Source organism: Gemmatimonadaceae bacterium (assembly GCA_019752115.1).
GTDB lineage: Bacteria > Gemmatimonadota > Gemmatimonadetes > Gemmatimonadales > Gemmatimonadaceae > Gemmatimonas.
This window is the reverse complement of the sequence record JAIEMN010000021.1, coordinates 1-11,673: the sequence shown is the minus strand read 5'-3', so window position 1 is coordinate 11,673 and position 11,673 is coordinate 1. Positions and strand designations below refer to the sequence as shown.

Annotated in this window: 9 protein-coding genes; 5 read left to right on the top strand and 4 right to left on the bottom strand. The window is 63.7% G+C overall.

The genetic code is table 11. The annotated features are described in order from the left end of the window. Positions 1–198 (top strand): HAMP domain-containing protein (locus K2R93_10950; protein MBY0490348.1); only part of this gene is annotated, 198 nt, incomplete at its 5' end. A 40-nt stretch (positions 199–238) separates the two neighbouring features. Further along, positions 239–2,341 carry a protein kinase gene (locus K2R93_10945; GenBank protein ID MBY0490347.1) on the top strand — a complete coding sequence of 701 codons (2,103 nt, stop codon included), beginning with the start codon at positions 239–241 and terminating at the stop codon, positions 2,339–2,341. Positions 2,342–2,386: 45 nt separating this feature from the next. Here K2R93_10945 and K2R93_10940 read toward each other — a convergent pair whose 3' ends face one another. Next, positions 2,387–2,866, bottom strand: a complete 480-nt coding sequence (locus K2R93_10940) for a hypothetical protein (protein ID MBY0490346.1) — start codon at positions 2,864–2,866, stop codon at positions 2,387–2,389. Between K2R93_10940 and K2R93_10935 the strand changes: the two genes are divergently transcribed. From K2R93_10935 to K2R93_10925, 3 genes are all read left to right on the top strand, one after another. After that, a complete protein-coding gene (locus K2R93_10935; GenBank protein ID MBY0490345.1) occupies positions 2,865–3,995 on the top strand; it encodes a PQQ-dependent sugar dehydrogenase in 1,131 nt (376 codons plus the stop codon). The genes K2R93_10940 and K2R93_10935 overlap by 2 nt on opposite strands. A gap of 300 nt (positions 3,996–4,295) precedes the next feature. Further along, positions 4,296–6,056, top strand: coding sequence for a hypothetical protein (locus K2R93_10930; GenBank protein MBY0490344.1), 1,761 nt, complete (start codon positions 4,296–4,298; stop codon positions 6,054–6,056). Next, a complete protein-coding gene (locus tag K2R93_10925; GenBank protein ID MBY0490343.1) occupies positions 6,053–9,175 on the top strand; it encodes an AAA family ATPase in 3,123 nt (1,040 codons plus the stop codon). Before K2R93_10930 ends, K2R93_10925 begins: the two co-directional genes overlap by 4 nt. A gap of 239 nt (positions 9,176–9,414) precedes the next feature. Here K2R93_10925 and K2R93_10920 read toward each other — a convergent pair whose 3' ends face one another. The 3 genes from K2R93_10920 to K2R93_10910 all read right to left on the bottom strand — a co-directional run. After that, positions 9,415–10,098 (bottom strand): GntR family transcriptional regulator, encoded by a 684-nt coding sequence (locus K2R93_10920; protein ID MBY0490342.1) that lies wholly within the window; start codon positions 10,096–10,098, stop codon positions 9,415–9,417. Between the two features lie 85 nt (positions 10,099–10,183). After that, on the bottom strand, positions 10,184–11,395 hold the full coding sequence (locus K2R93_10915; GenBank protein ID MBY0490341.1) for an amidase: 1,212 nt from the start codon (positions 11,393–11,395) through the stop codon (positions 10,184–10,186). Further along, positions 11,392–11,673, bottom strand: a 282-nt coding sequence (locus K2R93_10910) for a hypothetical protein (protein MBY0490340.1), incomplete at its 5' end; no start/stop codon positions are given. The genes K2R93_10910 and K2R93_10915, both read right to left, overlap by 4 nt.

Below are 11,673 nucleotides of genomic sequence, written 5' to 3'. Positions count from 1 at the left end.
AACCTCATGCTGAGCTGGCTCATCGTGCGGCCCATCCGCCGCATGGCCCAGGCCGCGGACCAGGTGAGCACGGGCAATTTCGACGTACCGGAATTTTCCGAGCGTGGCAAGGACGAGGTGGCCGTGCTGGGTGGCGCCTTCAACCGCATGCGCCGCAGCCTGGACAAGGCCATGCAGATGATCGACCGCGGCGAATGAGCAGGGCGGTGATGAGCAGGACGGCAGGCGGAGGGGCAGCGTGAGCGCGGGCGAGGAGGCCGGCCGGGCGCGCGCGCCCGATACGGCGGCGCTGGCGCCGGGCCAGGCCATCCATGAGTACCGCATCGAGCGCGTGCTCGGCGGCGGCGGCTTCGGCATCACCTACCTCGCGCAGGACGCCAACCTGCAGCTGCCCGTGGCCATCAAGGAGTATTTCCCGGCCCATGTGGCGGTGCGCGGCAGCGACAACGCGGTGAGCGTGCGTTCTGCCGAGGCTGCGGAGCGCTTCGATTGGGGGCTGGAGCGCTTCATCGACGAGGCGCGTGCACTGGCGTCCTTCCGCCATCCCAACATCGTGCGCGTGCTGCGCTACTTCAAGGACAACGGCACGGCCTACATCGTGATGGACTACGAGTCCGGCGACCCGCTCAAGCACTGGGTGTCGCGCCAGCCGGGCCTGGACCAGGCCGCGCTGCTGCGCCTGGTCTTCCCGCTGCTCGACGGGCTGGAGGCGGTGCACAAGCTCAATTTCCTGCACCGCGACATCAAGCCCGACAACATCTACATCCGCGCCGACGGCAGCCCCGTGCTGCTGGACTTCGGCGCCGCGCGCCGCGTCAGCCAGGAACACGACATGACCAACATCGTGAGCCCGGGCTTCGCGCCGTTCGAGCAGTACCACAGCAAGGGCAACCAGGGGCCGTGGACCGATCTCTATTCACTGGGCGCGGTGCTGTACTGGCTGGCCACCGGGCGCAAGCCGCTGGAGGCCGCCGCGCGCGTGCGCGAGGACAGCATGCCCAAGGCCGTGGACGTGGCCAGCCGCGCGGCCTTTGGTGAGGCGCTGTTGCGCGCCATCGACTGGGCGCTCCAGCCCAACGAGCAGGACCGGCCGCAGAACGTGGCTGCGCTGCGCGAGGCCTTGCGTGAGGCCGCACGCGAGCGCGGCGGCGAAGCGACCGAACTGGCCACGCAGCTGCGCACCCAGTTGCAGACCCAGGTGATGGAGGTGCCGCGCAGTGCCTCGCGCCCGAGCGAGGACACGACGCGCAAGAACGTGCTGGGCACCATCATGTTCCTGGACCTGGTGGGTTACTCCAAGCGCAGCGTGGACCAGCAGGTGGCGATCAAGACGCAATTCAACGAGCTCGTGAGCCGGGCCATCGACGGTGTGGACGCCTCCTCGCGCATCATGCTGGACACGGGCGACGGCGCGGCCATCTGCTTCCTCGGCGACCCCGAGGAGGCGCTGGTCTCGGCCCGGCTGCTGCGCGACCTGCTGCGCCACAAGTACCACGAGAAGCTCTCGCTGCGCGTGGGCCTGCACCTGGGGCCGGTGCGCATGCTCAAGGACATCAACGACCGCGTCAACGTGGTGGGCGACGGCATCAACGTCGCGCAGCGCATCATGGATTTCTCCACCGCGAACCAGATCATGGTCTCGCGCGCCTACTTCGACGTGATCTCGCGCATCAGCGACGGTGCCGACGGTCTGTTCGAATTCCTTGGCGAGCGTTACGACAAGCACGAACGGGCCCACGAGATCTACCGCCTGCTCGATCAGCCGGGCGCCCGCGCGCCCGTGAATGACGAAGCCACGACGCTGCTCGCCGCCGACCTGCCCTCGATCCCGGCCGAAGAAGTGCAGGGCATCGAAGCCGAACTCACGCGCGCCATCGGCCCGCTGGCCCAGGTGCTCATGAAAAAGACGCTGGGCCGTGCGAGCGATGCGCAGGGCCTGCGCGAACTGCTGGCGGTGTCCATCCAGGATGCCGCCGCGCGCGAGGCCTTCATCCAGTGCCGTCACAGCACCTCGGTGCGCAGCCACTCGCTGAGCCAGCCCTTGACCCAGCCCCTGACCACGCAGCCGCCGGGGGCGGCTGCCGGCGCGCGCGGCTCACGTACCGTTCCCATCTCGGGGCGGGGCCCCACGAGCGGTGTGCCTAACTTCGAGCCCGCCCAGCTCGAGCCGCTGGAGCGCGCCCTGAGCCAGCACATCGGTCCGCTGGCGCGCACCCTGGTGCGGCGCGAGGCCGCAAAACACCAGGACTGGAACGCACTGGTGCAGGCCCTGGCGCAGGACATCGACAAGGCCGCGGATCGCCAGCGCTTTGTCGCCGCGGCGGGGAAGCTGCCGCACTGAGAGGTGGCGGCTGCCTGTCAGGCGCCGCCCTCAGGCTTGGTCCGTTCAGCGCGCGGAGAGCCGGGCAGATAAGGTGGCGTAGAGCCAGCCCGCCAGCACCGCGCCCGCGGCCATGGCCAGCAGGCCGGGCAGGCCCCGGGTGGCGTCGATGAACACCGGCATGGGTGCGGCCGCGTCCACCGCGCGCACCGCCGCCACCATGCCCCCCCCAGCGGCCAGGGCCAGCAGGGCGCTGCGCCCGGCAGGCCACCAGCGGGCCAGGCCGCTGGCCACCGGCAGCGCGATCAGCCAGCCCGTGGCCAGGATGCCGCCATAGACCGGCGCAAAGCCCATCAGGTCTTGCCCCAACACCCGCAGCCAGTCGGCGGCCGGGATGTTGACGCCCACGTCGACGAGCGCCTGCAGGTTCCAGACCGTCTGCACCACCGAGCCCCAGGCCGCTGCCAGCACCCAGGCCAGCAGCAACAGCCCTGCGCGCCGCGTCCAGCGGGACCTTGGGGCATCATGGCGGGCATCGTCTTTCATGCGTGCCATTATGAAATACCTGCTCGCTCTGCTGCTGACGTTGCTCGCCACGGCCACACCGGCCCAGACCGCGGCCCAGACTGTGGCCTATCGCATCGAGACCGTGGCCAGCGGTCTGGACCACCCCTGGTCACTGGCCTTTCTGCCGGGCGGCGGCCTGCTGGTGACGGAGCGCGCGGGCCGGCTGCGTGTGATCGAGCCCGGGGCCGATGGCCGCCTGCAGCTGCGCGCCGAGCCCGTGGCCGGTGTGCCGCCCGTGCTGGCGCTGGGCCAGGCCGGTCTGTTCGACATCCTGCTGGACCCGGACTACGCCAGCAACCGGCGGCTGTTTCTCTCGTTCGCCCACGGCACACGCGAGGCCAACCACCTGCGCGTCGTCAGCGCCCGTTTCGACGGGCGCCAGCTGCTGGAGCTGCGGCCCGTCTTCACGTCCAGGCCTGCCAAATCCGACACGCAGCACTTCGGTGGCCGCATGGCCTGGCTGCCCGACGGCAGCCTGCTGTTCGGCATGGGCGACGGCAACCACGAGCGCACCGATGCCCAGCGCCTGCACACCCACCTGGGCAAGTTCCTGCGCATCCACCCCGACGGCCGCGTGCCCGCCGACAACCCCTTTGTGAACCGCGAGGGCGCCTTGCCCGAGATCTACAGCATCGGCCACCGCAATCCGCAGGGCGTGGTGGTGGTGCAGGGTGTGCCCTATGCGCACGAACACGGCTCGCGCGGCGGCGACGAACTCAACCGGCTCGCGCCCGGCGCCAACTACGGCTGGCCCCTCACCACCGGCGGCGTGGACTACACCTACGCCCGCATCACCCCCTACCGCAGCCTGCCCGGCATCACCGAGCCGCTGACGGAGTGGACGCCTTCCATCGCGCCTGCCGGGCTGGCCTGGTACGAGGGCGCGCTGTTCCCCGCTTGGCGCGGCAGCTTCCTGGTGGCTGCGCTGGCCGAGCGCAGCGTGCGCCGGGTGCCCATGAGCAACGGCACGCCCGGCCCGCAGGAGCTGCTGTTCAAGGAACTGGGCGAACGCCTGCGCGACGTGCGCGTGGGGCCGGATGGCGCGGTCTATCTGCTGACGGACAGCCCGCAGGGGCGGGTGTTGCGGGTGATGCCGGCGGGGTCTTGAGGGGCTGGTGCAGGCTGATCACAGTCACTCGCGCAGCGCTGCACGACCGACCGCATTGACTATCACCGGTAATTCAAGGCCCGTGGCATCGAGTAACGGCTGCACTTCGTTCAGCGGTCAATCGCTTGGCAAAGGTTCTCACCCCCCCCCGAGCTGAACATACGGAGCAGTGGCTATGAGGCCTGAAGTGCCCAGATGTTGCCTAAGTTATTCCGCCACGCTGTCGCATGATTCGGCTTCATCGAGCCGCGTTTGCTGCCAAAATGGGTACGATAGGAGGCAAAACTGGGAGGCGTGTAAATGAATGTCGACCATATAGTCGACGTCGGCCGATTACTCGACGCGCAGGGGTTGTCGAATCCGACGCTGGAGCTCTTAGAGGCCACCGAGAGGAGTTATCGCGCGTTGTTGTTTCAGCCGTCTGGTCCGTTCGTTGCCAACACGACCCGAATCGGTCCGGCTAATTTGGACTTCGCGGACCGCCAAGCTTCTGCGTTTCTTGAAATGGCGAGCAAGCAGGGCCACCATCTCGTCGTCACGCCCGAGTATTTCCTTCCCATCAAGACGCTCCAAGACTGCGTCCACGGAGACCGGTTCCCTGCGGCTGATGCAATCTGGGCGCTTGGCTGCGAGAGCATGACACCCGAACAACTAGCCGCGTTCAAAGCCAATGCGGAGAGCACTGGGAAGTGCCGCGTGTTATTCGAGAAGGACGAGGCAGCCCCAGTACAGGGCAGCTACTACGACCCTTTGGCGTACTGTTTTCTGTCAAAGGACAAGGCGACCGGAGAGGCGAAGCGTATCGTTCTCATCCAGTTCAAGACCATCTCATCGAAGGACGAACAGTATTTCGAGAACGGTGTCCTCCGGACGGGTAAGTGCATCTATCAGTTCCACGGGCCGCGAAATCGTCTCGCGCTTGCGTCGATCATCTGCTCAGACGCCTTCAATATCACGGGCGACAGCGATGTCCTGCTTCAGCTCACCGAGGATGCAACGCTCCTCCACATCCAGCTGAATCCAAAGCCGCGGAACGCCGACTACGTCAAGTACCGAGTGAATACATTCAGCCGTACCGAGCGGACAAGCAACTGTGACGTCGTGTGCCTCAACTGGGCCGAGAATATTGTTTGCCTTGAGAAAGAGGGCGGTAAAGAACACCAGTGGAAAAACGAAGCTGGATCGGCGTGGTACCTTCCGCATGACCGAGCTTCTTCAGACGACGCTGTGGTAGAGCAGAACGAACGCAACGGCCTTTACTATTCGTGGCATCGGCGCAAGCGGCATGTCCTCCATTTCCACTACGCGCCAGCGGTCTTCGAGCTTAGCGTTCCGAAGGTGGTGCACGCAGGTCTGCAGCTCCACGCTGTTTCCACTGGCCCCAAGCTCGAGGCCCGCTACGTCTGGGATGACGCCGGAGGCTGGGTCGCTCAGGCCACATGCGCAGATACCGGACTCCCACAGCTGTTCGCCTGCGACGCGAAGGTCACTACGGCTTTCACCGCCCTGTCTAAGGACGACAGCTGCCTTCGAATTGAGCGAGCCGTCGCGATCTCTTGCGGCCTCACCTCGGGTGTCGACGATTGGTATGCCGCCGGCACTTTGAGGGCCCTCAGCATGAGCGATGACGAAATCACCAAGCGTCTTACAGTCCGCTTGGAACGCAACGAGGAATCAGATAACGCCAGGCATGAGCAACTGCAGAAAGTGTCTGTCTTACATGAGATTCTGGCAACCCAGCAGCTCCCCATCCAAATCCGCGACCTGAGTGGTGGAGGAGCCGCCGTCTACTGGTCAAAGCAGTCTCCACACACGAACATCATCAAAGCCGGAGTTGAGCCAGCGCATGTCGCGTTTCTCGGCTTCCAACCTGAGTCGAGGCGCGTTGAGGATGTCTGCGACGCCGCATACGGATTGCTGCACCGCGAGAACGAGCCCGGACGTCGGCATCGTGTCGCGATCTGCTACTGGACGACGGCCGGCCCGGTGTTCGCAAGAATCAAACAGCTTACTCACATCGCCGATGACGGCAAGAGTCCCACCTCTTTCGCTCGGGCATGACTATGCAAATACTCGAAACTGCACGACAGAAGGTCGCTCAGCTGCTGGGAGGCGTCCAATTCGTCGAGGAGGCGGTCGTCCGCGGCGAGCGGCTGCATAACGGAAAATGCTTCGCGGTTGCCTATGTCGACCTTGCAGATGACGTCGTCGGCCGCGCGCAAGAACTGCGTGAGTTCCAAGAACGCATCTTGGGCGAAGAGCACTTCAACTCACCTGGCGACCTCAGGTGGAACAAGTACATCTATATCGTCGCTGGCCCCAACTCTGTTGAACAGCCTGACTACCAGCGTGCAAAGGCAATCATTGAGGCCGACGAGGACTTCGCTAGAAAGCGGGTCGTGTCTGAGGACGAGCTTGCCTCCGTTCTCGGGGCTGCTCGGTACTTCATGCCCAACGCGAGTTCTCAAGAATTCGATATCCTTGGGGAGTGGGGCAAGCTCCTCGCTGAAGCACGCATTGATGGCATTCTCGACCGCCCGGCGAGAACCACCATGCTGGAGCGAATCGGGGCTGGTCAAGCAGGGCGCGAAGCGACGCTGAAGAAGGCGCTAAGCCTGCACCCCTCGGACAAGCATTTACATGAAAAATGGCTGTCGAGTTTGAGGGTGGAGAACTTCCGCCCGGTCCATGACGGAAAGGAAAAATTCGACTTCGGCCAAGTAACGCTTGTCACAGGCCCGAACGGAACCGGCAAGACATCACTGCTTGAAGCTATCGAGTTCTTCTATTGCGGCCAAAACAGGCGCGCCCACACCGGCAAAGCCACGGTGTACGGAACGCTCTGGAACAGCGACGAAGAGCATTTAGCCACCACCGACTCTTCCAGGCTCCGTGCGAGATGTTTACATTGGTATAACCTCGATGAGAAATATGCCAACGGCCTATTGAACGGCTTCTGCAGATACAACTTCTTAGATACTGATGCCGCATTCCGTGTGGCAGTCGACCTCGACCCTAAGGAGTTGCCTGAAGACCTTAGCCGGCTGATTGTTGGCTCAGATGCGTCGCAGGTTTGGTCTTACGTTGATAAGCTGTCTCCGGAAGTCCAAGCCGCAGCTGAACGCGCGCTCCTGTACCTTCAAAATGCCCAGAAAACTCTCGAAGGCCAGCAGGTACAACTTAAGGAATTGCAAGAGCGTCCATCGGATGCCAAGGCGCTCACCGAAGCGTTTCGGGCAAGCCTTCCTCTGATTGGTTATCGAGGCAATCTGGCAACGACACCGTTCATCTCCGCGGATGAGGCTAAACCAATACAAGCCGCATATTCCGCACTGCAAGTCTTACTCGCGGCAGGGCCCTCGTTCACAACGCTGGCATCCCTTGGGGAGCGAATCCGTGCCATCGATGAAGTACGTAGGGCAGTTGAGCCGATCGATAGGGAAGCAAAGGCCATCTATGCGCAAATTTCAGAAATGGAGGAGCGGGTATCCAACCTTGACGCTTGGGCAAAATTCCTAGCCCGGTGGGCCGAATATGTTCGAGTTCGATATGCGCCCACTCGTGACGAGTACCTCCGCTGCCGTGATTTAGTAACTGCCGTCGGCACCAAGCTTGGCGCCTTTGCAAACTTCGAAGTACCGTTGGTGGACCAAGCATACGTATCCGTCAACTTGGTGGACGCACTGAATAGTGCGATTCAGGGCGTGCAATCGGCTTCAAGCGAGGTTACATCACTCGAGCAATTGAGCGCTTCGTTTGGCCAAGCAGCGACAGAGCGAGCCCGGATCGCTCAAGAGCTCAAAGCTGCCGTGCTTGCTGCCTTCAAAGGTGGTGCTCCTGCGACTACTTGTCCGGTCTGCAAAACGGTTCATGGTGAAGCAGCGCTAGCTGCACACATTGAGCAAATCACCACTGAACTGGCACAACCAACCGAATTGACAGAACTAGCGGGAAAGCTCAGCTCTGCGCGAGAGAGGCATAAGCAATGGCTGGCCCGGAGAGCGTTTCTGGAGCAACTCCAGCAGATTGCTCGTCAGTTGTTGCTCCCGCTCTCTCTGACTTGCGGCGAAATTGTGGACGCATTTTCCCAGGCTCGCCGTGACTTCGAAGAAGCAAAAGCGAATCTGCAACCAGCATCTGAGGCGTTGAGCAGACTGCACCAAGCCGGAATGTCGGACGAAGAGCATAACACCCTGCTCTCGTCTGCAATCACTGTTCCGGCGTTGACTCAAAATCCATACGATGCTTCCGTCGTAGAAGCGCAACGCAACGCATATCTGAATTCGGCAACGGAGGCCCGTGAAAAAATCTCCTCCCTTCGCGCGCAAAGCGAGCTGCTATTGAGGAGTATTACTCAGCATATGGCGCCACTCTTCGATGGCGGATGGCGTACCGGGACGTCGACGTCCGCAGGTATGACGGCTTTTTCCCATCTAAGGCAAGAGACGCTTGCACTTGAAACACAGCGCGATGAACTGCTTCAATACTTTGATATTGACAACCAGACAAAACTATCGGATGTCGCCGCAACACTCGCTGGTTCACTTAGAGCGCTTGCTGAGGCCGTTCAGGCCGTAACTCGCGAGCAAACAGCGTCGGTAGACATCTCCCGACTGCAGGTCGAAATTGAAAAACAGAGAAAACTTACACGTGAGCTTTTGATGCGGAGCTTAAATTTCCAGGCTGCATCTACAGCACTTAGCAAGTTGCGATCAGAACTCTCGCTGGAAAGCTCAACAGCCAAATCGCTGAACGCTATTGGGCAAGAAATTAACGAAGCATTTGTTCGAATTCACTCTCCAAATGAGTACGAGTATGTGGGCAGCGACGGAGTACTACTTCAGTCAAAGGAAACTAAAGAGGTCTGGTCACTCGACAAGGTAAGTACTGGTCAGCGTGCCGCGTTCGCACTTTCCGTATTTTTGGCACTGAATCGAACTGCCGCGAAAGCGCCCCCGGTACTTCTGATTGACGACCCGGTGGCCCACGTAGATGATCTGAACGCGTTGTCGCTCCTTGACTACTTGCGTGATTTAGTGGTCACTTCGAAGAAGCAGGTTTTTTTTGCGACAGCGGACGCAAGAGTCGCGGCCCTCTTTACCCGCAAGTTCGGTTTCCTCGGTGAGGACTTCAAGCGAATCGACTTGGCGCGGGAATCCCAAGTGGGAGCAGTGAGTTGACATATTGATGACCTCAGCAAGGTGGCTTGGCAAGATCGGATACCTTTGACCAAGCCTTAGTTCTGCTCGTAGAGTGACCCGGCGACCTCATTCCGCGTCGTAGTTAATCTCGGACCTGTCTGGTGGATCTAGTTGTCGCAATCAGGATCATCAAAACGATAGACGGCTTGCAGGCAGTCACTGAGACTTGAGACAGCGGTGGCGAGATGCTGCAATCGCTGCAAAGCAGCCGGCCAGCCTCACCCCAATCCCAACAACTTCGCCAGACTCTTCTCATCCCCCGGCGACACCAGCATCAGGTGCTCTTCCAGCTCACGCAGGTGCTGGTCCATGAGCTTGACCGCGCCTTCGGCGTCGCCCTTGGCGATGCAGTCGACGATGCGTTCGTGCTCGTCGTGTTCGCAGGCCGCATTGCCCGGGGGCTGGTGCACGGCGACGATGAGGGAGCAGCGCGAGACGATTTCCTGCAGGTAGCGCTGCAGGATCTCGTTGCCTGAGAGTTCGGCCAGGCGCAGGTGGTAGGCGCTGGCCAAGCGGGCCCAGGCGGGCTGGTCGAAGCGGTGCATGGCCTCGTGTTCGGCGCGCAGCTGTTCGCGCAGGCCCTTGAGGTCGCGTGCGGTGGCGCGTTCGGCCACCAGGCGCACGATGGCGGCTTCCAGCGCGCGGCGGGCTTCGAAGATCTGGCGCGTCTCCTCGCGTGTGGGCACGGCCACGATGGCGCCGCGGTTGGGGCGCAGCTGCACGATGTGGTCATGTGCGAGCTTTTGCAGCACCTTGCGCACCACCGAGCGGCTCACCTTGAACAGTTCGCACAGCGGCGCCTCGGGCAGCTTGGTGCCGGGCTTGAGGCGCTGGCTCATCACGCTGTCGAAGACGGCGCGGTAGATGCGGGCCTCCACATCCGCGTTGTCGCCCTCGGCCACCGTATCTTCCACGGGCGGCGCGGGCGTGCGTTGGCGCGGCGGGGGCGCACGCCGCGCGGGGCGTGCGCTGGTGCTGGTCCTCGTGCTACTGGGCGGGGTCGATTTGGGCATGCAGGCGGCGTGCGAGTTGGATCAGGGCCAGGTCGCTGCCGGCCGGTCCCAGCAGCGAGACGCCTAGTATGTCACCGCCCGTGGTGCGCACGGGCAGGCTGATCTGCGGCAGGCCGCAGAGGCCGGCGATGCAGGTGATGGCCATGGTGCGCAGGCGCACGGCGTCCACATCCGCCGCTTGTGCGTTGCGCAGCGGCGCCAGGCTGGCGGCCGAGGGCAGGAGCAGCAGGCCGTCGGTGCCCAGCAGGCCGTGCACGTGGGCGCGGATCTGCGCCTGGGTGGCACGTGCGGCGGCGGCGGCTTCGGCCGTGACCTGGCTCGCGGCCTTCCAGCGGCCGGCGATGGCGGGGGAGAACACGGGTTGCGCCTGCGTGATCCACGCGCCGTGCACCTGCCAGCCTTCATAGGCGCCGGCGGTCACATAGGTCTGGCGCCAGGCGGCCAGACCCGTGTCGCCAGCGATGCGCAGGCCTTCGGGCACGCAGGCCAGCTGGTGGGCCAGGGCGTCACGCGCGCGCTGCAGCGGGGCGGTGAAGATCTCGTCGGCCAGCTCCCAGGCGTCCAGGGGCAGCAGCAGGCGGCGCGGGGCGTAGCTGCTGGCGGGCAGCAGCACGCGGCCCACGCGTTCAAACACGTCAGCATCCTTTGCCAGCCAGGTGGCGGTGTCAAAGCTGGGGTGCAGGGGCACCAGGCCCTGGTTCGACACCAGGCCGTGCGTGCTGCGCAGGCCCCAGAGTCCGCAGTAGCTCGCGGGCACGCGGGTGGAGCCGCCGGTGTCGGTGCCGAGTGCAAAGTCCACCAGGCCGGCGGTGACGGCGGCGGCCGAGCCGCTGGACGAGCCGCCGGTGACGCGCTCCGGGTAGCGCGTGTTGAGGGGCGTGCCGTAGTGCGTGTTGTCGCCGTGCAGGCTGTAGGCCAGCTCGTCGGTCAGCACCTTGCCCATGAGCGTGGCACCGGCGGCCAGCAGCTGCGCGACCACAGGGCTGTGCTGCGTGGGCACGGGGTGGGTGGCGAGCCAGCTGGGGTTGCCGGCGCCCGTGGGGTGGCCGGCCACGTCGAACAGGTCCTTGGCCGCGAAGTTCAGGCCACTCAAGGGGCCGCCGGCCTGGCCGGCGATGGTGAACTTGCCGTGGGGCACCCAGGCGCCGACGGTGTCCGTGATGGGAAAGGGCAGGGGGGCGTTCATGCAATGGCCTCAGGATTCTTTTGAGCGATGACGTCCATGTGCTGGCAGATGGCGCCGGGGGTGGCGAACCAGACCTCGCCGCGATCCCGCGCAGCCGCGAGGTGCTGCAGGGCGCGGCGCAGGTGGCGCAGGCGGTAGGGCTGGCCCACGAGATAGGGGTGGAGTGCGATGCCCATGACCAGCGGTTGCTGGCGCGACTGGTCGAGCATCTCGTCGAAGTTGTCGACGATCATCTGCGCGAAGTCCTTGCCGTCCATCTGGCGGCCCACGATCATGGG

Coding starts and splice junctions, on each gene's coding strand:
- K2R93_10935 (MBY0490345.1), top strand. CDS start 2,865: ATGCGTGCCATTATGAAATACCTGCTCGCTCTGCTGCTGACGTTGCTC.
- K2R93_10940 (MBY0490346.1), bottom strand. CDS start 2,866: ATGAAAGACGATGCCCGCCATGATGCCCCAAGGTCCCGCTGGACGCGG.
- K2R93_10930 (MBY0490344.1), top strand. CDS start 4,296: ATGAATGTCGACCATATAGTCGACGTCGGCCGATTACTCGACGCGCAG.
- K2R93_10925 (MBY0490343.1), top strand. CDS start 6,053: ATGACTATGCAAATACTCGAAACTGCACGACAGAAGGTCGCTCAGCTG.
- K2R93_10915 (MBY0490341.1), bottom strand. CDS start 11,395: ATGAACGCCCCCCTGCCCTTTCCCATCACGGACACCGTCGGCGCCTGG.